This window comes from Sutterella sp. AM11-39, assembly GCF_003472385.1.
GTDB classification, from domain to species: domain Bacteria; phylum Pseudomonadota; class Gammaproteobacteria; order Burkholderiales; family Burkholderiaceae_F; genus Duodenibacillus; species Duodenibacillus intestinigallinarum.
In genome coordinates this window covers 34828-59694 of record NZ_QRLV01000009.1, presented here as the reverse complement: position 1 = coordinate 59694, position 24867 = coordinate 34828, and the positions used below count along the sequence as shown (strand labels likewise).

At 55.5% G+C, this 24867-nt stretch carries 27 protein-coding genes and 1 pseudogene; 6 read left to right on the top strand and 22 right to left on the bottom strand.

Annotated features, from left to right (window positions below):
• From DW133_RS07900 to DW133_RS07860, 8 genes are all read right to left on the bottom strand, one after another.
• Positions 1-954 (bottom strand): SIS domain-containing protein, encoded by a 954-nt coding sequence (locus tag DW133_RS07900; RefSeq protein WP_233542149.1) that lies wholly within the window; start codon positions 952-954, stop codon positions 1-3.
• An 834-nt stretch (positions 955-1788) separates the two neighbouring features.
• A complete protein-coding gene (secF, locus tag DW133_RS07895) occupies positions 1789-2724 on the bottom strand; it encodes a protein translocase subunit SecF (RefSeq protein ID WP_118276108.1) in 936 nt (311 codons plus the stop codon).
• Between the two features lie 20 nt (positions 2725-2744).
• Positions 2745-4637, bottom strand: coding sequence for a protein translocase subunit SecD (secD, locus tag DW133_RS07890; protein WP_118276107.1), 1893 nt, complete (start codon positions 4635-4637; stop codon positions 2745-2747).
• A 301-nt stretch (positions 4638-4938) separates the two neighbouring features.
• Complete coding sequence (gene yajC / locus DW133_RS07885) at positions 4939-5295, bottom strand: preprotein translocase subunit YajC (protein WP_199588857.1); 357 nt, start codon at positions 5293-5295, stop codon at positions 4939-4941.
• Between the two features lie 218 nt (positions 5296-5513).
• The gene (argC, locus tag DW133_RS07880) at positions 5514-6584 is read right to left on the bottom strand and encodes an N-acetyl-gamma-glutamyl-phosphate reductase (RefSeq protein WP_118276106.1); all 1071 of its coding nucleotides are present in this window, start codon (positions 6582-6584) and stop codon (positions 5514-5516) included.
• Positions 6585-6768: 184 nt separating this feature from the next.
• Positions 6769-7161, bottom strand: coding sequence for a 30S ribosomal protein S9 (gene rpsI, locus DW133_RS07875; protein WP_118276105.1), 393 nt, complete (start codon positions 7159-7161; stop codon positions 6769-6771).
• A gap of 11 nt (positions 7162-7172) precedes the next feature.
• On the bottom strand, positions 7173-7601 hold the full coding sequence (gene rplM / locus DW133_RS07870) for a 50S ribosomal protein L13 (protein WP_118276104.1): 429 nt from the start codon (positions 7599-7601) through the stop codon (positions 7173-7175).
• Positions 7602-8009: 408 nt separating this feature from the next.
• A complete protein-coding gene (locus DW133_RS07860; protein WP_118276150.1) occupies positions 8010-8219 on the bottom strand; it encodes a cold-shock protein in 210 nt (69 codons plus the stop codon).
• A 253-nt stretch (positions 8220-8472) separates the two neighbouring features.
• On the opposite strand from DW133_RS07860, the gene DW133_RS10050 reads away from it, so the two are divergent.
• The gene (locus tag DW133_RS10050) at positions 8473-8934 is read left to right on the top strand and encodes a DUF192 domain-containing protein (protein WP_158571159.1); all 462 of its coding nucleotides are present in this window, start codon (positions 8473-8475) and stop codon (positions 8932-8934) included.
• Positions 8935-9080: 146 nt separating this feature from the next.
• On the opposite strand, the gene DW133_RS07850 is transcribed toward DW133_RS10050, so the two are convergent.
• The 4 genes from DW133_RS07850 to infA all read right to left on the bottom strand — a co-directional run bounded on the left by DW133_RS07850 (position 9081) and on the right by infA (position 11960).
• A complete protein-coding gene (locus tag DW133_RS07850; protein WP_118276101.1) occupies positions 9081-9737 on the bottom strand; it encodes a superoxide dismutase in 657 nt (218 codons plus the stop codon).
• Between the two features lie 223 nt (positions 9738-9960).
• Positions 9961-11379, bottom strand: coding sequence for an exodeoxyribonuclease VII large subunit (gene xseA, locus DW133_RS07845; RefSeq protein ID WP_118276100.1), 1419 nt, complete (start codon positions 11377-11379; stop codon positions 9961-9963).
• Positions 11376-11672, bottom strand: a complete 297-nt coding sequence (locus tag DW133_RS07840; RefSeq protein ID WP_118276099.1) for a YciI family protein — start codon at positions 11670-11672, stop codon at positions 11376-11378. The genes xseA and DW133_RS07840 overlap by 4 nt, the downstream gene beginning before the upstream one ends.
• 18 nt (positions 11673-11690) lie before the next feature.
• Positions 11691-11960 (bottom strand): translation initiation factor IF-1, encoded by a 270-nt coding sequence (gene infA / locus DW133_RS07835; protein WP_118276098.1) that lies wholly within the window; start codon positions 11958-11960, stop codon positions 11691-11693.
• 78 nt (positions 11961-12038) lie between these two features.
• Between infA and DW133_RS10000 the strand changes: the two genes are divergently transcribed.
• The 5 genes from DW133_RS10000 to DW133_RS07815 all read left to right on the top strand — a co-directional run bounded on the left by DW133_RS10000 (position 12039) and on the right by DW133_RS07815 (position 15964).
• Complete coding sequence (locus DW133_RS10000) at positions 12039-12374, top strand: hypothetical protein (RefSeq protein WP_147408902.1); 336 nt, start codon at positions 12039-12041, stop codon at positions 12372-12374.
• 51 nt (positions 12375-12425) lie between these two features.
• Positions 12426-12995, top strand: coding sequence for a menaquinone-dependent protoporphyrinogen IX dehydrogenase (hemG, locus tag DW133_RS07830; protein WP_118276097.1), 570 nt, complete (start codon positions 12426-12428; stop codon positions 12993-12995).
• A 126-nt stretch (positions 12996-13121) separates the two neighbouring features.
• Positions 13122-14819 carry an AMP-binding protein gene (locus DW133_RS07825; RefSeq protein ID WP_118276149.1) on the top strand — a complete coding sequence of 566 codons (1698 nt, stop codon included), beginning with the start codon at positions 13122-13124 and terminating at the stop codon, positions 14817-14819.
• Between the two features lie 37 nt (positions 14820-14856).
• Positions 14857-15228, top strand: a complete 372-nt coding sequence (locus DW133_RS07820) for a CidA/LrgA family protein (protein ID WP_118276096.1) — start codon at positions 14857-14859, stop codon at positions 15226-15228.
• On the top strand, positions 15221-15964 hold the full coding sequence (locus DW133_RS07815) for an LrgB family protein (RefSeq protein WP_233542148.1): 744 nt from the start codon (positions 15221-15223) through the stop codon (positions 15962-15964). Before DW133_RS07820 ends, DW133_RS07815 begins: the two co-directional genes overlap by 8 nt.
• Positions 15965-15982: 18 nt before the next feature.
• Here DW133_RS07815 and DW133_RS07810 read toward each other — a convergent pair whose 3' ends face one another.
• From DW133_RS07810 to DW133_RS10285, 10 genes and pseudogenes are all read right to left on the bottom strand, one after another.
• Positions 15983-16273, bottom strand: a complete 291-nt coding sequence (locus DW133_RS07810; protein ID WP_118276095.1) for a PD-(D/E)XK nuclease domain-containing protein — start codon at positions 16271-16273, stop codon at positions 15983-15985.
• Positions 16274-16426: 153 nt separating this feature from the next.
• Positions 16427-16966, bottom strand: a complete 540-nt coding sequence (gene rbr / locus DW133_RS07805) for a rubrerythrin (RefSeq protein WP_118276094.1) — start codon at positions 16964-16966, stop codon at positions 16427-16429.
• Positions 16967-17041: 75 nt separating this feature from the next.
• Positions 17042-18190, bottom strand: coding sequence for a molecular chaperone DnaJ (dnaJ, locus tag DW133_RS07800; RefSeq protein WP_118276093.1), 1149 nt, complete (start codon positions 18188-18190; stop codon positions 17042-17044).
• A gap of 139 nt (positions 18191-18329) precedes the next feature.
• A complete protein-coding gene (gene dnaK, locus DW133_RS07795) occupies positions 18330-20273 on the bottom strand; it encodes a molecular chaperone DnaK (RefSeq protein ID WP_118276092.1) in 1944 nt (647 codons plus the stop codon).
• Between the two features lie 204 nt (positions 20274-20477).
• Complete coding sequence (grpE, locus tag DW133_RS07790) at positions 20478-21068, bottom strand: nucleotide exchange factor GrpE (RefSeq protein WP_118276091.1); 591 nt, start codon at positions 21066-21068, stop codon at positions 20478-20480.
• A gap of 105 nt (positions 21069-21173) precedes the next feature.
• The gene (gene hemH / locus DW133_RS07785) at positions 21174-22214 is read right to left on the bottom strand and encodes a ferrochelatase (protein ID WP_233542147.1); all 1041 of its coding nucleotides are present in this window, start codon (positions 22212-22214) and stop codon (positions 21174-21176) included.
• 41 nt (positions 22215-22255) lie between these two features.
• Positions 22256-22843 (bottom strand): VUT family protein, encoded by a 588-nt coding sequence (locus DW133_RS07780; RefSeq protein ID WP_118276089.1) that lies wholly within the window; start codon positions 22841-22843, stop codon positions 22256-22258.
• Positions 22844-22966: 123 nt separating this feature from the next.
• A complete protein-coding gene (locus DW133_RS07775) occupies positions 22967-23545 on the bottom strand; it encodes a VUT family protein (RefSeq protein WP_118276088.1) in 579 nt (192 codons plus the stop codon).
• Between the two features lie 28 nt (positions 23546-23573).
• Positions 23574-24041 carry a DUF4143 domain-containing protein gene (locus DW133_RS10290; protein ID WP_369907951.1) on the bottom strand — a complete coding sequence of 156 codons (468 nt, stop codon included), beginning with the start codon at positions 24039-24041 and terminating at the stop codon, positions 23574-23576.
• 279 nt (positions 24042-24320) lie between these two features.
• Positions 24321-24758 (bottom strand): annotated as a pseudogene (locus DW133_RS10285) (AAA family ATPase); the annotation flags it as partial.
• Positions 24759-24867 lie beyond the last annotated feature (109 nt).

Below are 24867 nucleotides of genomic sequence, written 5' to 3'. Positions count from 1 at the left end.
TTAGTATATTTTTTTTGCAATGAGATCTTGAACGTGGACGATTCCACGCAACTGTTGCGTTTCATCATCAACAACAGCCAACTGATTGATCTGGCTCTCCTGAATAAGGTGTAAAGCGGCGTGGGCAGGAGCCTTAGGAGATACCAACCTTGGGTTTGATTTCATGACATCAACAAGTCGCAGAGCTGCGAGATCAACGGACTTTCGCAGTAGTCGACACAGATCGCCTTCCGTGAACACGCCTTCAGGTTTTTGGTAGGCATCAACAGCAAATACAACACCGAGCCTGCCCTTTGACAAAACCTCAATGGCATCAAGCAGAGGAGTCTGTGGCTGTACAATAGGCAGAGACTTGCTACGCATAACATCCTGCACCTTAAGTAACAAGCGGCGCCCCAAAGCTCCGGCTGGATGTGAACGTGCAAAATCCTCCCGGCTGAAATGCTTTGCAACCATGCAAGCCCCTGCGATTGCGTCGCCTAACGCCATGGTGACGGTTGTCGAAGACGTAGGAGCCAGATTCAGTGGACAAGCTTCGCGCGTGATAGGCGTAACAAGACTGACGTCGGAGACCTTGGCAAGAGAGCTGTCAGCTCTTCCGGTCATGCAAATGATCTTGACACCCATTGCTTTCAGAGCAGGAAGAATAGTCAGTAGTTCATCGGACTCACCGGAAAAGGAAATGGCTACGAATACATCTTCCTTTTTGACCATTCCCAAGTCGCCATGAGCCGCCTCATCAGAATGAACAAAAAAGGCCGTGGTACCAGTTGAAGAGAAAGTGGCCGCCAATTTGCGACCGATGTGCCCTGATTTCCCTACACCCGAAAAGATAACGTTTCCTTTCGTATTGAGGATCAGCCGCACAGCGTCAATAAAAGGCTGGCCAAGTGTCTGATCAATGACGTCTATGGCGTCACGCTCAATGCTTAATACGTTACGCCCTTCCTGCAAAATGCTTAGATCCGAAATGGACTGGCAAGTTACTGTCAAGCTATCTGAACAAACGTTCACAAAACACCTCTAGGGATCGAATCAGGCTGAAAAATAAGACGCTTCCTCAGCACGAAGCCTTGGAGACATAAAATCACAAATGTGGCCCCGTTCGGTTTCTACCCTAAGGAACCATCTAGGCAATACCGGAGGAGCGGTTTGGAGAAGTTCTGCTAGCTGGACAGGAACCCGTTTGCTGCAGATCTCAGTCTTGAGAAAGAGCCAAGACTCATCCGTGCGTTGAAGACGAACAGCCGGCCCAGGATGCCAGCTTGAATGGAGAAAAAATTGGGCTGGCCGATATGGATCAATCCAACGCCAGTGTGCGAGATTCCCCCCCCCCATCGAGAATCACAGACTCCGAGACATACACAGAACCACCAGCAGACTGGCTAGCCTTGCCAGCTGCCACAATAAGTTTCTGCACTCCTTCAGCCCCGTTCACGCGAAGAGTGTAGGCGAACCAGTTTTCTGCCATATCAGGGAGGGGATTGAAATGATCTCTAAAAAGTTGTTGGTGGAATTGTACACAAACGCCAAATGGGATGAGGATAAACAAAGCAAGCTTAGTTAGTTATCCCTGTGTTTTCAGGAGATAACACTCTTCTGAGCGTGATCCCTGGTAACCTGTTGGGCGAAGAGGGGACGCTCAACACAATGACGTGCCGAAATATCTGCCAATACCAATTATGATCACCCAGATAGCAAAGCTTTTGGATGAACCTAATGAAAACCCCGCTGATGCATCAATCACCAACGGGGTTCCCTTTTCTTGCTCAGGATTAAGTATACCTCTTACGGCACCATCTCCTGTACCTCATCCTTCTTGATGGGCTTCACAAGGTCTTCTCGCTTCACGCCGAGGTACATGGCAATCGCAGCCGCCACGAACACCGACGAGTAGACGCCAAGGAGAATACCGATCGTGAGCGCCAACGCGAAGTAGTGCAGCGCCGGACCACCGAAGAAGAACATCGCAAGCGTCATCGCCAGAGTCGAACCGTGCGTGATCACCGTACGCGAAATCGTGGCGGTAATGGCCGAGTTGATCACCTCAACCGTGTCCGTACGGCGCATCTTGCGGAAGTGCTCACGTACGCGGTCGAAAATAATCACCGATTCGTTCACGGAATAACCAAGCACTGCCAGCACGGCCGCCAAGACCGGCAGCGAGAACTCCCAGTTCATCACGGCAAAGATGCCCACCACGATCACGATGTCGTGGAGGTTGGCGATGATGGCGGCAATAGCAAACTTCCACTCGAATCGCATCGAGAGATAGATGATGATACCGGCCACAACGAGCAACAGAGCGGTCAGACCGTCGGTTGCCAATTCTTCACCCACCTGTGGTCCCACGAACTCGTTGTTGAGCATCTTGACGCCGGGAGCCGTCTCCTGAAGCGCCTTCAGAAGTTCGCCGGCCATCTGACCGGATGTTTCGCCTTCCTTCATTGGAAGACGAATCATGATGTCGCGTGCAGTGCCGTAGTTCTGCACGGCAGCTTCAACGCCGAGTTTGCTTTGGATCTGCTCACGGATCTGTTCCGTCTGAACAGCCTCCGGATACTGCACCACAACCTGCGTGCCGCCCGTAAATTCAATGGACAGCGCCAAGCCGTGATAGAAAATCCAGAACACGGCAATGATGAATGAAACCAAAGAGATCGCGTTCAGAATGTGCGAGTAGTGCATGAACGGGATCGTCTTGTGAATTCGGAAAAACTCCATGATTTTCCCCTCTTAATTCTTTACTTCGACTGCGTCTGCGCCGTATCCGGGCGCCAGATCTGACCGATATGCACGCGCGTCAACTTCTTCTGACGACCGTAGATGAAGTTCACCATGCTGCGCGAGACAATCACGGAGGTAAAGAGCGACGTCATGATGCCCAAGCAGTGCACCACGGCAAAGCCTCGCACCGGGCCGGAACCGAAAATCAGCAAGGCAATACCGGCGATCAAACTGGTGACGTTGGAGTCGACAATCGTCGCAAACGCCATACCGTAACCTTCACTGATGGCCAACTGCGGCGTCCGCCCGATTCGAAGTTCTTCACGAATACGTTCGTTAATGAGTACGTTCGAGTCAACGGCCATACCTAGTGTCAGCGCGATAGCGGCAATACCGGGAAGAGTCAGCGTTGCCTGCAGCATGGAGAGCAACGCCACCAAGCACATCACGTTGCACATCAGACTGATGGCCGTCACGATGCCGAAGACCTGGTAGTAGAGGATCATGAAGACCGCCACGAAACCGAAGCCGTAGAGTGTCGAACGGAAGCCGGCTTCAATGTTGTCGGCACCCAGAGACGGACCGATCAGGCGTTCTTCCACAATTTCCATGGGAGCCGCCAGAGAACCGGCACGCAGCAAGAGAGCGGTGTCGGTCGCTTCAATCGTGGTCATGCGACCTGAAATCTGCACGCGACCGCCGGCAATTTCCTGACGGATGACAGGAGCCGTCACCACTTCACCCTTGCCCTTTTCAAACAGGATGATGGCCATGCGCTTGCCAACGTTGTCACGCGTCACATCGCGGAAGATGCGTGCGCCCTTGTTATCAAGCGTCAGGTTCACCGTGGGTTCCTGCGTCTGGGAGTCAAAGCCCGGCTGCGCGTCGTTCAAGTTTTCACCGGTGAGCACCACACGGCGCTTCACGAGAATCGGACGACCTTCACGGTCAAAATACTTTTCGTCACCGAAGGGAACATTGCCCTGCGCCATCTGAGTGAGCGCTTCAGGCGAATCGTCAACCATACGCACTTCAAGCGTTGCCGTACGACCCAGAATGTCCTTGGCCTTGGCCGTATCCTGAACACCCGGCAGCTGCACCACGATACGATCGGCACCCTGCTGAGCAATCACGGGTTCTGCAACGCCCAGTTCGTTAATACGGTTGTGCAGCGTCGAGATATTTTGCTTTAAGGCATATTCCTGAACGTTCTGAATCGCCTTTTGCGACAGTTCGGCCGAAAGGGTGAACTTGCCTGCGCGCGTACCCTCCGTCACCACCAAATCAGGCTGAGTAGAACGAAGAAGGTCATTGGCGCGGGCGCGTTCCTGCTCGTCGTTAAAGGCGATCACAACCGTATTGCCCTGGCGCGAAATGCCTGCGTGACGGATACGCTTGTCGCGGAACTGCGTACGCAGATCGGCTGCCGTCGATTCGGCGCGCTTCTCAATGGCCGAGTGCATGTCGACCTGCAACAGGAAGTGAACGCCGCCGCGAAGGTCAAGGCCGAGGTACATCGGCAGCGCATTGATCTTCAGGAGCCACTCGGGCGTATTGGGTACCAGGTTGGGAGCGACGATGTAGGAAGGATCCGTACGGTCGGGGTTAAGAGCGCGTTCGAGCACTTCACGAGCCTGCAGCTGCTTTTCGGCTTCCGTCGGATCGAAGCGCACGCGCACGGTGTTTTGCTGAGCACCCTGCTCATAGAAAACACCGTTGGGCTTCAGCTGTGCATCCGCAAGCGCTTTTTCCACGCGAGCAAGCACCGTCTCGTCGATCTTCACCGTCGACTTGCCGGAACTCACCTGCACTGCGGGCGATTCGCCGTAAAAATTCGGCAAGGTGTACAGCGCCGCAATGAGCAGAACCACTCCGATGACGATGTACTTCCAAAGAGCGTATCGATTCATAACAAAAACTCCGGGTCAGTCCGATGCCCGATTCCGCGCAAGACCGCACACACGGACTCGGACGCCTTTCGTTGCGAAAATGGAATTGGCAAAAAGAGAAATTCCCCTTCAGCCTACAAAACTCTTCCGCTGAGAGTTTCGTGTCCGCAAAAAACGGCTGTTTTGATCAAACAGTTCCATTTTTTGCGCAAGAACCGCAAAAGGCCATAAACCGATTGCGGTGCATCAACTAAACGGCAAAGCGGGCGTCAGCCATATCCTTCAAGTCGGATACAGCCCGCCCGCTGCATGAAAGCCGTCTTTACTTGTCGATCGACTTCAGCGTGCCGCGCGGCAGAACCGTCTGCACAGCGCCGCGCTGCATCGTGATCGTCACGGGATTGTCTTCCACGCGGCTGATTTCGATCACGACGTACTGTTCGCTCACTTCGGCGATACGGCCGGCCAGGCCGCCGATCGTCACGATTTCATCGCCCTTGGTGAGCGCTTCGCACATCTTCTGATGTTCCTTCTGGCGCTTTTGCTGCGGACGGATCAGGAAGAACCAGAACACAACAAAAATCAGAATGATCGGAATGATCTGCATCAGCAGACCGCCGGTACCACCGGCAGCGGCCGCACCTGCGGTCTGAGCCATTGCGTCAGAAATGAAAAACACTTCTTACCTCTTTAGATGTTTTCTCGTTAAAAAATCTTGTCGTGCAACGCCTTGCGACGTGCATTGCAAAGCCTTCGGATTATACGGAAATTCCTTGCTGAGCCTCGAAAAATTGCATTAGAGATTTACCAGTGTCAGCCGTCGTTTGCAATTTTTCATTTGCCGCCGTGACTGACCCTCCATTCACACGACCGCTCCGTCGGGATTGCCCTTAAACGTCACGGCACCAACGCAGGCGCGTCCAGCCCCGTCTTTTCATCCAATCCGAAGAGAATGTTCATCGCCTGCACCGACTGCCCCGCAGCTCCCTTGACCAGGTTGTCTTCCACCGCCAGCACGATGATCAGGTCGCCGTTGCCCGGTCGATGAACTGCCAGACGCAGGAAGTTGGAGCCGCGCACGCTTCTCGTTTCAGGCGTTGATCCGGCAGGCATCACATCGACGAAGTATTCATCCGCAAAGCGATCTTCATAGAGCTTCTGAAGATCAATCTGAGTCGTAGCATCCTTCAGACGAATGTAAATCGTCGAATGAATCCCTCGAATGGTCGGCAACAGATGCGGCACAAACGTCAATTTCAGATCGTCCGTACCGGCCAGGAGTTTGAGCTGTTGCTCAATTTCGGGGGTATGGCGATGTCCTTTAAGACCGTATGCATGGAAATTGTCCGACATTTCGGCCGTAATGATCGAAACGTCCGCCTTCTTGCCGGAGCCGGAAATACCCGACTTGCTGTCGGCAATGATGGTTTTTAGGTCAAATGTACCGGGATGCGCCTTTTCGTATTCCATCAAAGGCAGGAGTCCCAATTCGATGGAGGTCGGATAGCAGCCTGCCATGCCGAGAATCCGAGCGTTTTTCATCTTCTCACGCATGGTCTCGGGTTGCCCGTAGACAGACTCTTCCAGGAGATCAGGGCAGGCATGATCGAGCTTGTACCAAGTCTTGAACGTGTCCGTATCACGCAAACGGAAATCCGCTGCCAAGTCAATGATCTTGACGCCGGCAGCCGTCAATTCGCGCGCCATGCTCATGGCCACCCCATGCGGCGTCGCAAAGAACACCACGTCACAAGCGGTGAGTTCGGCCTCTTCGGGCGTCGTAAACACCAGATCGTCCATGAAGCCTCTGAGCGAGGGATACATGGCCGTCACCTTGGTACCCGCATCCTTGCGCGATGTGATGGCACAGACCTCAACATTGGGGTGCCGGCTTAACAAACGCAGCAGCTCCACGCCGGTGTACCCCGTTCCACCCACAATACCCGCCTTGATTTTCTTTTCCTGCATGTCGAAAAACTCCCCGAAGAATCTTTTTTGTCTGATATCTTTGGCAGGAAAAATGCTCCGGCAGCAGGCATAAAAAAACCGCCGCCCGGGAAAGGGAGACGGTTTTTTCGCTTCTTGCCCCGGCTTTCTTCGCAAACCAAAGTTTGCAAAAGTATACCGAGGCAGAACGCTTGCGAATGAACGATTAGCGCTTGCTGAACTGCTTGGCGCGGCGGGCCTTGCGCAGACCAACCTTCTTACGTTCGACTTCGCGGGCATCGCGGGTCACGAGGCCGGCAGCCGACAGGACGGGCTTGAGACCGGCATCGTAGTCGATCAGAGCGCGGGTGATGCCGTGGCGCACAGCACCAGCCTGGCCGGATTCGCCGCCGCCGGTCACGTTCACCATGATGTCGAACGTTTCGACATTTTCGGTGAGCTGCAGGGGCTGCATGACGATCATGCGGCCGGTTTCACGCTTGAAGAATTCGTTGAGATCGCGGCCGTTGATCACGATCTTGCCCGTGCCGCGCTTGATGAACACGCGAGCCACGGAGCTCTTGCGACGGCCGGTGCCGTAGTTGTAGTTACCGATCATCTTTATCCACCTTAAATGTCAAGAACCTTGGGCTGCTGTGCGGTGTGCGGGTGTTCGGCGCCGGCGTAGATCTTGAGCTTCTTGATCATGGCGTAGCCGAGACGGCCCTTCGGGAGCATGCCCTTGACCGCGATTTCGAGAGCACGGCCGGGGTGCTTGGCCTGCATTTCCTTGAAGGTGGTTTCGTAGATACCGCCCGGATAGCCGGTGTGACGGTAGTACGTCTTCTTGCCGGCCTTTTCAGCAGACAGCTTGAGCTTGTCAGCGTTGATCACGACGATGTAGTCGCCCGTATCGACATGCGGCGTGTATTCGGGCTTGTGCTTGCCGCGCAAGCGGAGTGCGATTTCGGCAGCAAGGCGGCCAAGCACCTTGTCGCTGCCATCGACCACGTACCAGTCGCGCTGTACTTCGAGCGGCTTGGCAGAGAAGGTCTTCATTGTTGTCACCTGATTCACAAAAGGACGCAGCAGATGAATTTCAAACCGCCTCGCACAGGGTGGCGCCTGTACTTTGCACAGGTTGGAGCTGTTAAACGGCCTGCTCGCGTCAATAAACAAAAACGAGGCAAAAACCACCGAAGCGCACCGCGTTCTAACTTCGCTGTGCACCGTATTCAGTGCCTTTTACCGGGAATTTCTTGTTGATTTTCTTTTTGCCGCTTGTCGCCATCAGTCCAGTGGAAAACGGGGAAACTGAAAGCACGGTGAAAATCAGACGCGCAATAATACACGATCACAACGAGAAATGCCAACGCCAAAGCATCGGCAACCGCCTTGTTTTTACTGCGCTTTTTGAGGTGCAGGCAGGAGCGTCTTCATGAGATCGGCTTCCTCGCCTGCCGAGACTCACTCTTCGATCGGTTTGATGTGCGTCGCCTGCTTGCCCTTGGGACCTTCGACGACCTCAAACGTCACCCGCTGACCTTCCTTGAGGCTCTTGAACCCCTTCATTTCAATGGCGGAAAAATGCGCGAAAAGCTCTTCACCGCCTTCGTCGGGCGTAATGAACCCAAAGCCCTTGACGTCGTTAAACCACTTGACAACTCCCTGTGCCATATTTTTCCTCTTTGTTTATTTCACTTTGTCCGAGTCTTCGCGTCGGCTCTCGGCCTTGAGCAGGTTGCTGCAACACAAAGTCCTCTTTTCAACAATCAACATTACGCCAACTTGCCGCTTTCAAGCTCATGACGCACTGCACTTTTTGCGTCGTGTGCTGTCTCGGACACACAATCGTCGAAACGACTCTTCGCAAGAGCGAAAATATACGATATATTACCTAGGATGTTTCTCCTTCTTTTCGTTTTGCATCATGTCGCGTTTTCTTCTCGGTCTGACGTTCTCGCTCATCAGTTGTGCGCTTGCGGCACAGTCGCTCGACGAAACACTGGCCGTCAAAATCGGCGACAAAATCGTCGAACTTGAAGTTGCACGCACCTCGGTCGAGCACCGAACGGGGCTCATGAACCGCACCTATATGCCGGCCGATCACGGCATGCTCTTTGTTTTTGCCGCTCCGCGCCCCATCGCCATGTGGATGAAAAACACGCTCATCGACCTCGATGCAGCCTTTATCGATGCGTGCGGTCGCATCACTCAAATCGTCTCGATGCAAAAGGGTTCGCTTGAACTGCACCACTCACGCGTGGCCGCCTCCCGCGTCATCGAGATGCACGCCGGCTGGTTTGCCCGCAACAACGTCAGAGCGGGAACCGTCATTCCGGCGCTTGCCGACGCTCGCTATTGCAAGCGCACGGAGTCGACGGCGGAATAATTACCGGTCCGCGTTCACCGGCAAATCTTCTTCGGCAACAAAAGAAGCAGTACGAACCGAATCGAACTGCTTCTTTCTTTTCCTATCAACCAAAAGCGACGCGCGCATCAAATCGTTTGAAATGCACGCGCCGGTTTCGAGTTTTTTTAAGCGCCGCAGCCGCAGGCTCCGCAGCAGCAACCGCCTTCTTCACCGCGGCAGTCGCAGTCGCACGGTTCACCGTTAAAGCGACGCTGCACGAAGTCCCAATTGACGAGCTTGTCAAAGAAGGCCTGGATGTAGGCCGCACGGGCGTTGCGGTAATCGATGTAGTAGGCGTGTTCCCAAACGTCGATGACCATCAGGGGCTTGAGATGTTCCGTCAGAGGCGTACCGGCGTTGGAGGTCGAATAGATTTCAAGCTGGCCGTCCAAGCGCTTGACGAGCCACGTCCAGCCGGAGCCGAAGTTGTTGGCCGCCTTGGCCGAGAAGTCTGCAACGAAGCCTTCGTAAGAACCCCACTGCTTGACGATGGCGTCCATCAATGCGCCGGTCGGTTCGCCGCCGCCGTTGGGGCTCAGGCACTTCCAATAGAAGGCGTGGTTGTAGCTCTGCGCAGCGTTATTGAAGATCGGGCCCTGGCTTGTCTTGATGATTTCACGCAGGGATTCGGCTTCGTACATCGTGCCTTTGATGAGGTTGTTGAGATTGGTGATGTAGGTCTGATGATGCTTGCCGTAGTGGTATTCCAGCGTTTCCTTGCTGATGGCCGGTGCAAGGGCGTCCATTTCATAATCAAGCTTGGGCAAAACGAACTGGCTCATTGGACTTCTCCTCGAGAATCGGTTATCGATCGGATTTCTCTGCTTGCAGGACGCGTGAGCTCCAAGATTGCCTTCTTGTGGGAAGCAGGCCGAATCGGACACGATCCATTGCTGTCTCACGAAACGTCCTTTGTCACCCTTAGATAATAGACCGAAATCATCGGGAATCCGTGAGACAAAACCCGGCAAACGCAAATTCCTTTCTTTTTAAAGGAAATTTTCTTTAGCTTCTCGGTTTGCGCTCAATGACCCGGGCTCGCGCAGAGCCCTTCTCAAACAGGATGGATACCGTTTCGCCTTCGGCGAGCTGTTCCGCATCGCGCACCGGACGACCCTGACTGTCGGTTGTAAGAGAAAAGCCGCGGGCCAACGTCTTGGTGATATCCAAAGCCGACAGAGACGCGGAAAGCCGCTCAAGTTCCGCTCGTTTGGCCTCAATGCGAAGAGACACCGCCTGCCGAAGGCTTTTTTCGAGATGCGCCGTTTCGGCTCGCGCTTTGTCAAAGGCCGGGCGAACACGCAAAAGATTCATTTGCGCAAGCGCCGTCTTGGATGCAGCAGCCTGCAGACACACACGCCGTTCGGCAGCAAGCGTCATCGCGTTTCGATCAAGTCGCTCGGTCAGCGCGTCAAGATACCGTTCGAAGATCTGTCGCAATTCCCGCTGAGCAGGCACCCTGGCCCGCAGCCTCAGCACAACGTTTTGCATGGCCGACTGCAAACGAACGGCTTGAGTCAACTGCGATCGACTCAGGCGCAGGTTCGCCTGCATCACTGTCGCCAGACGCGTTTCGAGTGTCGAAAGCCACTGAGGCGCCGCCGACCAGTGCTGCAACACAAGAGAACAGGCGGCAGTCGGCGTCGGCGCTCTCACGTCGGCAGCCATATCGGCAATCGTAAAATCGGTTTCGTGCCCGATGCCCGTCACAACCGGCATCGGCATTGCCCGCAGTTCTCGGGCCAGCGCTTCGGAGTTAAAGCTCCAGAGGTCCGCCAAAGAGCCGCCCCCGCGTACAAGAAGCAAAACGTCAACTTCGTTTCTTTCGCGAGCTTTTTTGAGCGCAGCAAGGATTTCGCCTTCCGAAGCTTCGCCTTGAACGCCTGCGTGATAAATCACGAAGGGCACCCACGGAGCCAAGCTCGCACGCGTCTTCATAACGTCCTGAAGCGCGGCCGTTTCGGTGCTTGTGATCACCCCCACGGACTGCGGATAGCGCGGCAGTTCCTTTTTAAGCGTTGCGTCAAAAAGGCCTTCGGCCAGAAGCTTTCGCTTGAGAGCCTCGAATTTGGCAAACAGAGCGCCGTCGCCGGCGGCCTGTACGGCAACGACGTTGAATTGCAACTGTCCTCGCACCTCAAAGACGTCGAGCGTACCGGTGAGCACCACAGCTTCGCCCTGCTCGGGCAATCGTTTCAGTCGATAGGCGTTGCGACGCCAGACCACGCAGTGCAAAATCGCGTCGTCCTCGTTGTCCTTGAGATCGAGATAGACGTGTCCGGACGGATAGGGCTTGATCGAATGGATTTCGCCTTCGATACGAATCAGCCCCAGACGATTGAGCCCGCCCTTGATGCGGCGCAGAATGCAAGAGACGCCGACGGCCGGCGGCAATGCGAAAGCACCGTCCTCGTCTTGGGTCATTGCGCTTTGAGGATCTGCGGCACCCCCACGGCCACCGTCCAGGGCTCAACTTCAAAAGAAGCGATCAACCCGGCGTGATAGTAGGGATCGTCTTTGGCAAACGCGCGCAACTCATCGGCCGAGTTCGCACGGCACACGATCAGGGCCGAGAGACTCTCGGGCAAAACGCCTGCTGCCAGAACAAGGCCGTCGTCTACTGCCTTTTGCAGGCGCGCGAGATGCTCGGCACGAAAAGCATCGCGCCGAGCCATATAGTCATCAACGTAACGGTACGTCAGAACAAAGTGCTGCATGACCGTCGGCAGAAAGAATTAACGGCGACGCGTCTGGCTGCCGGCAGCCGGAGCCGCAGAGGGACGACCTTCGATGTGGCGGAAGGTGATGCGGCCCTTGGTGAGGTCATAAGGTGAGAGCTCGAGCGAAACCTTGTCGCCGGCGAGAATTCGGATGTGGTGCTTGCGCATCTTGCCGTTGGTGTAGGCGATGAGTTCGTGACCGTTTTCAAGCTTGACGCGATAACGGGCGTCGGGGAGAACTTCGAGCACCTGGCCCGACATTTCAATTAGATCTTCTTTTGCCATAAATCCTGTAGCGCGCGGCGAAACGCTAAAAAATGAGGTGCCGCACTGCGGTTTGGTTGTTGTTTGAGGGCGGTTGCAATGTTGACGCCGAAAATTCTCTCCGGCCTTTTTGGGCAACCACGCAGCGAAGGCGCCATTTTAGTCGGCGAACCGCTGTTTTTCCAAGATTTTTTGCGGGAATTTTATACGCCGTCGCCTGTAAACAATCCTGCTGAGAATTTTTTCATCACCCAACACACACTTTCTTGGTTTTCAGCTTCAGACAACCTCAATCGGCGAAAATTGCCGTATAAGGCCGTCTGCCGCGGATTTTGTCCAATTTTGTGCATGCGGTCGTTAAAATTCGGGCGTATCAATCGGGTTTGTACCGATTTTTCACCCTATCCCTTTTGCCGGGGATTCAAATTAAATTGAAAGGTTGAGTCGGTTTGACTCGCCTTTCCCGCAGACTCAGTTGGAATCGCAATGTCTCATCACGTTCTCGTCGCTTACTACAGTCACGCCGGTCATACGGCCCGCATCGCACGCACCATCATGGAAACGATCGTTGCCGAGGGGCATGGGTGCGACATGGTGGACATGATGGAGGGCGTCCGCGAGGGTGTGGATTGGGCGAAATACGACATCGTGATCGTGGGTTCTCCCATCGTGTACGGCGTCTACAACAAGATCGTCTGGGAATTCTGCTCGATGTACAAAAACGAAATCGAGTCGCGTCCCAACAGCTTCTTCAACGTGACGGTCGTCGCCCGTTCGCCTGAAAAGGCAACGCCCGAAGGCAACCGTTACCTGCAGAAGTTCGTCAAGCGCAGCGCCTGGAAGCCCCGCGACCTGAAGTGCTTTGCCGGCAAGGTGGACTACCCAAACTGGAACTTCTTCGAGCGCATGATGATCCGCATCATCATGAAGATCACCGACGGTCCCACGGATTCGAGCGTCGCAATCGACTACACCGACTACAACGATGTCAGAGCCTACGCGCGCCACTGCCTGCAGCTTGACAAACTGCAGGCTCGCCGTTCGCCCCGACGCTGACCGTTTGACGCTGCGCTTTGATTGCAACAGTCGGAGTGCCGCCAACCGATTGACACAGAAAAATTTAGGCGTTGCCGTTGCAGCGTCATGCCGCGACGCAACGTGAAAACGAAGGATCACTCATCCATGTCCGAGACTTCTCTTCCCTGGCTCAAGCACTATCCCGAAGGCTTTCCGGCCGAAATCAATCCCGATCGTTTCGCCTCCATTCCGGCACTTTTCGACACGGTTGCCGAAACCTACGGCGATCACCCCGCCTTCATCTGCATGGACAAAGTGCTCACATACCGGGAAATCTGCGATCTCTCGAAGGACTTTGCGGGCTACCTGCAGTCGCTTCCCGGCATGAAACCTGGCGATCGCGTCGCCATCATGATGCCCAACCTGCAGCAGTACATCATCACGCTGTTGGGCATCCTGCGCGCGGGCATGATTGCCGTCAACGTCAATCCGCTCTACACCTCGCACGAACTCGGGCACCAGCTTGCCGACAGCGGCGCCAAGGCCATCGTCATCATTGAAAACTTCGCCAAGACGCTGCAAAACACGCTCTCGGAAACGCCCGTCAAACACATCGTGACCACCAAGGTTGGCGACATGTTGCCCTGGCTCAAGCGCACCGCCGCCGATTTTGTCGTGCGTTACGTCAAGAAGATGGTGCCGGAATTCAACCTTCCCGGTCACGTCAATTTCCGCAAGGCGCTTTCGATCGGTCATTCCAAGGGCTTTAAGCCGTTCGAACTCAAAAACACCGATGTTGCGCTGTTGCAATACACCGGCGGCACCACAGGCGTGGCCAAAGGTGCCATGCTCACGCACCGCAACGTGCTTGCCAACGTCGAGCAGACCGGCACCTGGATCAGTCAGACCTTTGAAATGGGCAAAGAAGTGGCCATGACCGCTTTGCCGCTCTATCACATCTTCAGTTTCACCGCGACGCTGTGCTTCTCGAAGTTTGCCGCCACCCAGGTGATGGTGCCCAATCCGCGCGACATTCCGGGCCTGGTGGAACTCATCAAGAAGTGGGACTTCTCGATCATCCCCGGCGTCAACACGCTCTTTAATGCGCTTGTCAACAACAAGGAATTCAAGAACCACAAGTTCACGCGCCTCAAAATGACCGTGGGCGGCGGCGCTCAGGTGCAACGTACTGTTGCCGAGAAGTGGTACAACGCCACCGGCTGCCACATCCTTGAAGCCTACGGCCTCACGGAAACCAGTCCCGGCGTGTGCGGCAACCTGCCCGACGCTCCCTGGGACGGCTCGGTGGGCTACCCCCTGCCCTCCACGCTCGTTTCCATTCGCGGCGAACAGTTCGTCGATCTCGGCGTGTGTTCTGACCCGGAAAAGGTCGCCGAACACACGGGCGAAATCTGCGTCAAGGGCCCGCAGGTGATGGCAGGCTACTGGGAAAAGCCCGAAGAGACCGCCAACGTCCTCATCGACGGCTGGCTCAGAACCGGCGACGTGGGCTTTATGGATGAACGCGGCACGATCACGATCACGGACCGCAAGAAGGACCTGATCATTGTGAACGGCCTTAACGTCTATCCCAATGAAATCGAAAGCGTGATCGCCTCCATGCCCGGCGTGCTCGAATGCGGCGTCGTGGGCGTCAACAATCCGCGCGTGGGCGAAATGGTCAAGGCCGTGATCGTCAAGAAGGATCCGGCGCTCACCCGCGACGACGTCGTCAAATACTGCCGCGCGCGCCTCACCGGCTACAAGTGCCCGCGCACGATTGTCTTCGTGAAGGCTCTTCCGAAGACTGCCGTCGGAAAAATTCTTCGCCGCAACCTGCGCGACATGAAAGAAACGGATTAGTATTGCGAACTTTCTCGGTTTGCAGGACTGATACCAAATGATTCTGACAATTGCCCTGCTGCTGTCTTTTCAGCTGGCAGGGCTTTTACTTGTGACGCTCTTCGGACTGCCCGTTCCCGGGCCCGTGATGGGCATGGTGCTTTTTCTTTTCGCCTTGATGACCGTCAACGGCCTTCTGGAAAAAACGCTGCCCGTCGTCAACGTTTTGCTTGCTCACTTTGCCCTCCTCTTCGTGCCCGCCGGCGTCGGCATCATCGAGCACTTTGACCGCCTTCAGGCCGAATGGCTGCCGATTACGGCCTCCATCATCGGTTCGTCCATCCTCGCTATGGCCACGACCGTCCTGGTAACGCGCTGGGTGGCTCGACTTCTGCAAGGCTCGAGCAAAAAGGAGAAGCGTCGTGCTTGATTCGATTCTTTCTCAATTGACTCTCACAGCCGAGAAGCTTCTTGCCGATCCCGCACTGTGGCTTTGCGCGACGCTTCTGGCTTACGCCTTGGGCATGTGGGTATACAAGAAAAGCGGCTACAAGACCATCTGCACGCCGCTTCTCGTTGCCATCGTTCTTCTCGTGGTGACATTGGAACTCACCGGTACCGACTACAAGACCTATCTCAACGGCGGCCAGCACATCAACTTTCTGCTGGGGCCGGCCACCGTTGCCTTGGCTGTTCCGCTCTATGAGCAACGTCTGCGTTTGGCCAAAATGTGGGTGGCGCTCACCTGCGGTCTTATTGCAGGCGGTACGGTCGCCATTGTCTCTGCCGTTCTGATTGCCGGTGTCCTCGGCGCTTCTCCCGAGACGATGATTTCCCTTGCTCCCAAGAGCGTCACCGTCCCGATTGCCATGGCAGTGAGCGAACACTTGGGCGGTATTCCGGCTCTGACAGCAGCCCTGGTGGTGATCACGGGTGTTGTGGGTTCGTTGATGGCGCGAGGCTTGTTGGGAATTTTGAGGGAAAAGGACGATGCCGTGCGCGGCTTTTCTATCGGCTTAGCCGCTCATGGCGTCGGCACCGCCACAGCCTTTCAGATGAATCGCGACACGGGCGCATTCTCCGGTCTGGCAATGGGGCTGACAGGTCTTTTCACTGCGTTTGCCGCTCCGTTCCTGCTGCCCTATCTGCTGAGCTTGTTCGAATAAGTCTCAGCGTTGTAAGACTCATTGCCAGGCAACAAACCGACGCTGCGCGGCATCGAACACCAACGCCATGCGATTCAGTTCTTTAGCACTTGCGCTCTCGCTGTAACGTCGAGAGCGCACTTGCTCAACCGCTTGCTCGAGCAACGCACCGACTTCTTCCTCATCTTTCGCAAACTTAAATTCGAAAATCCAACGTCTGTTACCATTTTCGACATCCAGATTGCTGCGCCCGAGAGCCGTGTGCTTATCTACCACAACCTCAATCCCGGCACCGATCAAGAGAACCTGTAGCAGAGCTCTGCATTGCATCTCTCTCGGTCACCGGATACGCCTGGTAGTCAATCTCGTTGAAAATCCTGAACAACAAAAGACCTCCCGTCCCCGCAACAGATGGAAGCTCTGCCGCAGTGACCGGAGGTCCTAGGATTGAGCTGATACGCTTTATCGCGACTCAGACATCAATCAATAATTTTCAGCGCGGATCTGCTGGAAGCTCTGCGGGTGTGCGCAAACTGGGCAAATTTCAGGCGCCTTCTTGCCGATCACAAGGTGACCGCATTCGCGGCACTGCCACATCACTTCTTCGCTCTTTTCGAAGACCTGCTTCATTTCAACGTTGTTGAGCAGCTTCAGAAAGCGTTCTTCGTGAGCCTTTTCGATGGCGCCCACAGCACGGAACTGCGCAGCGAGTTCTGCAAAGCCTTCGGCCTCGGCCGTCTTTGCAAAACCTTCGTACATGTCCGTCCATTCGTAGTTTTCACCGCTGGCGGCAGCCTTCAGGTTTTCGGCCGTGTTGCCGATGCCCTGCAGGTGCTTGAACCAGATCTTGGCGTGCTGGCGTTCGTTGGCAGCCGTTTCGTCAAAAAGTTCGGCGATCTGCTGATAGCCTTCCTTGCGGGCAACGCCGGCAAAATAGTCGTACTTGTTGCGAGCCTGAGACTCGCCGGCAAACGCAGCCCAGAGGTTCTTTTCGGTCTGGGTGCCTGCAAACTTATTGGTCATCGGAATATCTCCTTGTTGTGTATTCGGGGTTTTATCTGACTCCACTGTAGCGAAAAATCGCTGCAGCCGCGTCCGTTAAGAGAAGAATTTCTTCATCTTGTCCAAAAAGCTCGTGCTCTGGGGCGAATGCTTCGTGCCTCCTTCCTTGATCGATTCGTCAAACTCCTTGAGCATCTTCTTTTGCTTGCTCGTGAGATTGACCGGCGTCTCAACAAAAGCGTGCACGTACAGGTCCCCATTGCCGCCGCCGTGCAAATGCGGCACGCCCTTGCCGCGCAGGCGGAAGATCTTACCCGTTTGCGTGCCTTCCGGAATCGTGATGCGCGCTTCGGTACCCATCGTCGGCACACTCACTTCGCCGCCCAATGCAGCGGTGGCAAAACTCAGCGGCAAATCGGCGTGCAGATCGTCGCCGTCGCGCTGGAAGATTTCGTGCTGCTTGATGAACACCTGCACAAAGAGGTCTCCGCAAGGACCGCCGTTGGGGCCGGGCTCGCCCTTACCCTGGATGCGAATGCGCTGACCGTCGTTGATGCCCGCCGGAATATTGATTTCCAGCGTCTTGGTCTTACGGTTGCGGCCGCGTCCCTGGCAGTCCGGACACGGATCGGAAATGATTTCACCCGTTCCGTGGCAGTACGGGCAGGTCTGCTGCACCTGCAGGAATCCGCGGTTGATGTTGATCATGCCGCTGCCGCCGCAATGCGGACAGGTCTTCTTCGACGTACCCGACTTGCAGCCGGAGCCGTGACAGGTTTCGCACTCTTCCCAAACCGGCACGCGGATGTCGGTCTTGGCACCCGCCACCGCCTGCTCAAGCGTGATTTCGAGCGAATAGCTCACGTCGGCACCGCGAAACACCTTAGGTCCGCCGCGACGACCGCCGCCGGCACCGCCCCCGAAGATTTCCGAGAAGATGTCACTGAAGTCGCCGAAACCACCCTGGCCCTGGCCGAAGCCGCCGAAACCGCCGAATCCGCCCGCACCGGCTGCGCTCGGATCGACGCCGGCCTTGCCGTAGCGGTCGTAGGCCGCGCGTTTCTGGGGATCGCTCAGAATCGAGTAGGCCTCGCCCACCTGCTTGAACTTTTCCTCAGCCGCTTTGTCGCCGTTGTTGCGATCGGGATGGTACTTCATCGCCAGGCGTCGATACGCCTTTTTGATCTCGTCGTCGCTTGCGTCGCGCGAGACTCCCAGTACCTCGTAATAATCCTGGTCAGCCATAGTGTGTCAATCGTTACGAAAAAACATGGCAAGGGCCGAATCGCCAAATCGGCGGCCCGGCCCCGTGTCTTATACGGCCGACTCGGCGTCCTTTTCGCTCGGACGCCGCGCCGGGCTCGGGTTTTGCTTTGAAGCCAAATTAGTGCTTGACTTCGGTGTAGTCGGCATCGACCACGTCGTCGTTGCCCTTGTTGGCCTGCTGCTGACCGGCACCGCCCGCCTGCTGCTGGGCGCCTGCCTGAGCCTGCTGAGCCTGAGCAGCCTGCTGGTTGAGCTTTTCACCGATCTTCTGGGCGGCAGCCATCAGCGCTTCAACGCTCTTTTCGATTGCAGCCTTGTCTTCGCCCTTGATGCGTTCTTCCACATCCTTGATGGCGTTTTCGCAAGCGGCGCGATCGGCGCTTTCAACCTTGTCGCCGAGATCCTTCAGGGTCTTCTGAACCTGAGCGATCGAAGCGTCGGCCATGTTGCGGGCCTGAGCCAGTTCGAAGCGGCGGTGATCCTCTTCCTTGTTGGCTTCGGCAGCGGCAACCATGCTCTTGATCTCTTCTTCGGACAAACCGGAGCTTGCCTTGATCGTGATCTTGTTTTCCTTGCCGGTGGCCTTGTCCTTTGCGGTCACGTGCAGAATGCCGTTGGCGTCGATGTCAAACGTCACTTCAATCTGCGGCAGGCCGCGCGGAGACGGCGGAATGCCTTCGAGATTGAACTCGCCGAGCAGCTTGTTGGAAGCCGCCATCTCGTGTTCACCCTGATAGACCTTGATGGTCACGGCAGGCTGGTTGTCTTCAGCCGTCGAGAACACCTGCGAGTGCTTGGTCGGAATCGTGGTGTTGCGCTTGATCATCGCAGTCATCACGCCGCCCAGGGTTTCAATGCCCAGTGTCAGCGGGGTGACGTCGAGAAGCAACACGTCCTTGCGTCCGCCCGAGAGCACCTGACCCTGAATAGCGGCACCGATAGCCACGGCTTCGTCCGGGTTGACGTCCTTGCGGGGCTCCTTGCCGAAGAATTCGCGCACCACTTCCTGAACGCGCGGCATACGGCTCTGGCCGCCCACCAGGATCACGTCAGTAATTTCGGAAGTCGACAGGCCGGCGTCCTTCAAAGCCTTGCGGCAGGGTTCGATCGTGCGCTGCACGAGGTCTTCGACCATGCTTTCGAACTTAGCGCGCGTGATCGTGATGTTCATGTGCTTCGGACCGGTCTGGTCAGCCGAAATGTAGGGCAGGTTCACTTCGGTTTCCTGACGGCTCGACAGCTCAATCTTGGCCTTTTCAGCGGCGTCCTTCAGGCGCTGCAGGGCAAGCACGTCGCCGCCGAGGTCAATGCCGTTGTCCTTCTTGAATTCGGCAATCAGGTATTCGACCAAGCGACGGTCGAAGTCTTCGCCGCCGAGGAACGTGTCGCCGTTGGTGGAGAGCACTTCAAACTGCTTGTCGCCGTCAATGTTGGCGATGTCGATCACGGAGATATCGAACGTGCCGCCGCCCAAGTCGTAGACGCAGATCTTGCGGTCTTCGTTGCCCATCTTGTCAAGACCGAAGGCCAGAGCTGCGGCCGTCGGTTCGTTGATGATGCGCTTGACTTCGAGACCGGCGATGCGGCCGGCATCCTTCGTAGCCTGACGCTGGCTGTCGTTGAAGTAAGCCGGAACCGTGATCACGGCTTCGGTCACGGGTTCGCCGAGGTAGTCTTCGGCGGTCTTCTTCATCTTGCGGAGCACTTCGGCGGAAACCTGCTGCGGAGCAAGCTTCTTGTCGCCCATCACCTGCACCCAGGCGTCGCCGTTGTCGGCGCGAACGATCTTAAACGGAGCGCGCTGCACGTCCTTCTGCACTTCGGCGTCTTCGTAGCGACGGCCGATCAAGCGCTTGACGGCAAACAGCGTGTTCTTCGGGTTGGTCACGGCCTGACGCTTGGCGGTTGCGCCGACAAGAATCTCGCCGTTTTCCATGTAGGCAACGATGGAAGGCGTCGTACGAGCGCCTTCGGAATTTTCGATCACACGAACCTTGTCGCCTTCCATGATGGCCACAGCCGAGTTGGTGGTGCCAAGGTCAATACCGATGATCTTAGACATTGTTCTTTTTCCTCTTGATTCTCTGTTGGGCCGTACCTTTTCCGCATCCACCGACGGGAGAAGGTTTTCGACCGTGATCTGAAACTCTTACGCGTACCGCAGGAAGCTCTTTTTCAGCGCCGCCTGCCGCGCCATACCCCCTATATGGGGACGCCCCGAGAAAATTCAACGGGGCGTCTGAAAAATTTTGTGTCGATGAAGTTTCTAGCCTTGAACCACGCTCACCATAGCCGGACGAAGCACACGTTCGTGAATCTTCCAGCCGTGCTGAAAGACCTGAGCAACGTCGCCCGCGCTCTTGCCTTCGACGGCAGGCACCATGGCAATGGCCTGCTGCGTGTTGGGATCAAACTTGGCGTCCTTCGGATCGATGACGGTCATGCCGCTCATTTCAAGCGCATGCATGAGCTGACGGTGCGTCGCGAGAATGCCTTCCCGCATCGGACCTTCGATTTCGGCGGTCATTTCGATCGCCTTTTCAAGCGAATCCATCACCGGAAGCAGGTTCTTGGCAAACTTCTCGATGCTGAACTTCTGCGCCTTGGAAACGTCTTCGGCGGCACGGCGACGCACGTTTTCCATTTCGGCAACCGCACGCACGTAAAGATCAAAATTCTCAGCCGCTTTGGCCGTCGCCGCGGCAAGCTGGTCTTCGAGCGAGGCTTCTGCGCCTTCGGGTTCGATGCCGAGTTCCGGAGGCAGTTCAGAACCCTGCGCCTGCTCCGCAGCTTCGGCTGCTTTCTTCAATTCGTCGGCAGGATTAACCTGTTCCTGCTTGGTGTCTTCTTGAGCCATAAAGATGTTCTTGCAAAAGGGATGCTTGAAAGATGGCTCTTATATGGGGATTGGGTTTGCTCTTTTCAAGCCGTCGCAGGCAAAAAGTTCAGCTGAAGCGGATTTTTAGACCTTCGACAGAGCCTTGCGAACGATCTCGGCGTAAAGGGCCACCGCATCGTTCTGCGCGTTCAGGCAAGGGATATAGTGAAACCCGCTGCCGCCCGCCTGCTCATAAAAAGAGCGCAGTTCCGTGGCGATTTCTTCAAGCGTCTCCAGGCAATCCGCGGCAAATCCCGGGCAAATCACATCAAGGCGCTTCAAGCCCTGTCGGCCTAGTTCGGGGGCCGTATCAACGGCAAAAGGCTCCAACCACTTCGCTTTCCCAAATTTGCTCTGGAATACCTGGACAACCTGATCTTTCTTCAAACCCAACGCAAGGCGCAGCTTTTCCGCCGTCTGCTTGCACTGTGCTTCGTACGGATCGCCGCGTTCGCTCGAAACCGCCGGAATACTGTGAAAGCTCATCATGAGCTTGCCCTCGTCTCCAAGATCACCCACTTTTTCCCAATGCGCGCGCACGCGAGCGGCAAGCGCCTCAATGTAGGCGTCTTCTTCGAAGTAATGAGAAATCGTAACAATGCAAGGCAAATCGCGAACCTTCTTTTGCACGCGTCGCACCGCATCGAACACTGCCTCCGTCGTCTGTGTGGCGTACTGCGCATATAGCGGCAGAACAACGATGCGCTCGGGTTTTTGTTCAGCAATCCGACGGAGTTCTTCATCAATTCGCTGTACGCCGTAACACATCGCCCAGGACACGATGAATTCGTCGCCCAGCTCCTTCTGCAGACCTTGCGCCGTGTCGGAGGTCACCGCCACCAAAGGAGACCCTTTTTGCGTCCACACCGTCTTGTAGCGATCGGCAGAAGCCTGCGCGCGACGGGGAATAATGATGCCGCGCAGAATCGGCTGCCAAAGGAGCGGATTCATTTCCACCACACGCCGATCACCGAGAAATTCCGCAAGATACTTCGCCACTGCTTCTTTGGTCGGAGCAGCAGGCGAACCGGTATTGCAGATGAGAACGGCGGTCTTGGGTGTGTTGTTTTGCGCGATCATCGGATACAAAAAAGGCGGATAGATCAAGTTCGAGCAATTGTGCACGAACTGTCTTAACCGCCGCTTTTCTTGAGAATGCGTCCGAATCACTGCATCTGCAGGTGTTCGTGGACCGTATGCATCTTGAGTCGTCTCCAAGCTACGATCAAGGCGCCTGCAATCAGACTCATCCAGAACTTCCCGAGCACCTGTCCGCCCAAAAACTCAATGGAGCCGAAAGCCAGAGACAGGAAAATCGCGGAGTCAACCACGGAACCGGCCAGCCCCGACGCAATCACAGCCATGGCCGGATAGCGCTTCTTCATGGGAGCATAAACGGCAAAGTCAGCGAGCTCCGCAAACAAGAAGGCACAGACCGAAGCAATGACCAGAGCGGGTTCCGAAATCAAGCCCGAGAGCGCGGCGCCGGCAAAAATCGAAATCAGCGCCCAGCGCCAGCCCAGGCAATGATGCACAACGTCACGCAGCACCAGACTGAACCCGGCCAGCAGCACGCCGGAAGGCGCCCATAAACCGGGCCAAACGGGAATCAAACAAGGACCGTCAGCCGGGCAAACGAGGCCGACGTTCATGATCACCCAGTTCGTCAAGGGGATCATCAGAACAAACAAAACGAGCGAGAGCCAACCGCTCAACGGGCGCTTCATGTCGCCCAGCTCACCGATATGGGACATATGGTTTCCTTGTGACCGCCACCGGCAGAACAATCCGGCGCAGATGTTTTTGAAAGTGGTGCGAGATTGTAGCAAAGACGACCGCTTAGGAAAACGTCAATTTTTCCTTCCAAATCAAACAGATCAGGCGCAAATCGCCATCTCAGCCTGTTTGCGGCGCCGCCACCAAGCAATGGCGATACCGGCCAGCAGATTGACCCAAAACTTGCCGAGCACCTGCCCAAACAAATATTGGACTGAACCAAAGGCAAGTGACAGGAAAATAGCAGAGTCCACGGCGGAACCGACCAGACCGGAAACGATGACTGCCATGGCCGGATAACGCTTTTTCATCGGTGCGTACACCGCAAAGTCAGCCAATTCCGCAAAAAGGAAAGCGCTCACCGATGCAACCACGAGCGAAGGCTCGGAAATAAAACCCGAGAGCACCGCTCCGAAAAAGATGGAAGCCAACGCCCAACGCCAGCCCAGGCAATGATGCACAACGTCGCGAAGCACCAGACTGAAACCGGCCAACAACACGGTCGAAGGTGCCCACAGACCAGGCAGAACCGGCACAAGACAAGGCTCGCCGGGCGGGCAGACGACACCAAGGTTCACAATTACCCAATTGCTCAGTGGAATCAGCAGAACAAACAGCACGAGCGAAATCCATCCGCTCCACATACGTTTGAGGTCTGCATGTTGCGCATTGTCGGTCATTGGGCTTCCTCGTCTTGCACCAATTTTCTCAGAACAAATCGGCAATCGGTGTTTCCAGGAATGTTTCGAGCGGCAGTCCCCCACTGCCCACAATCAAGGCGGCATTCGGTCGGAACTTCTGACAAAACACATCCAGTCCTTTGGTGTGTCGCTCGTGGTCGCTCTTGACTTCCAACGCCACGACTTTTCCGTCTTTGCGCAAGACAAAGTCGACTTCGTTGTTGCCATCCCGCCAATAGAACACCTCAAATTGCAGGCGATAGGCCTGAGAAATCAAATACGCTCCGACAGCCGATTCCACATAATGACCCCACTTCTCCGGATCGTTTCGCACCTGCTCAAACGTGCCGACAGACAGTGCCGTCAAAAGCGCATTGTTGTGCACCTGAAACTTCGGAATGCTCGCGCGACGTCTGGCATCGTCCACCGAAAACTTCTGCAGCGTCCCCAGTAAACCGCATTGGTTGAGCCGCTCCAGGTATCCGGCAATTGTCATGACGTTACCCGCGTCCTGAATCTCTCCCAACAGCTTTGTCAACGACAGAATCTTGCCCGAATATGCCGCACCGAGCTCCAGTGTCTTACGCAGCAACGCAGCTTTTCCGATTCGGACGTCTTCGAAAATGTATCGGTTAACGGTTGCATCAATCATGCTATTTCTGACATATACCTTCCACCGAGCCTCGTCCAGCATCATCTCCACGGCTCCCGGATAGCCGCCGAAGTAGATGAATTCATCGACCGTCAACCCAAAGCAATCCCGCATTTCAGCATACGTCCAATGCGTCATGCGGATTTCTTCAAAACGCCCCATCAAGGATTCGCTTAACCCCTGAAGAATCAAAGCTCGGGACGATCCCAATAAAACGACCTTGATGTTTCTTTCATTCCAAGTGTCATCATCCCATTGCCGTTTGACGGTTTCCGACCAATTTGGCACTTTCTGAATTTCATCGATCACCAATACACATCCGGCATCGGGATGTGTTTGGGCTTCCAGCCGAGCAGCCGTCCAACAGCTTGCAAGTCAAGCAGAACCTGCTACCGCTGTGTCATCCGCCGAGAAATATAAATGCGGTTTATTGATGTCACAAAGCACCTGTCGAACCACTGTGGTTTTGCCAATCTGACGAGGGCCAAGTACTACTTGGATGAACTTTCTCGGTTCATCCAACCTTCTGCGTAAAACATCATATTCTTGTCGAGTGAGCATTTTTTATCCGTATCAGAATTCATGCTTCCGGATTTTGCTAGATGCGTCTAACAATGCGTTCACATGTTCTTGTTCGGCCAGTTCTCAAACCAGTGTGGTCTTTTCGGCT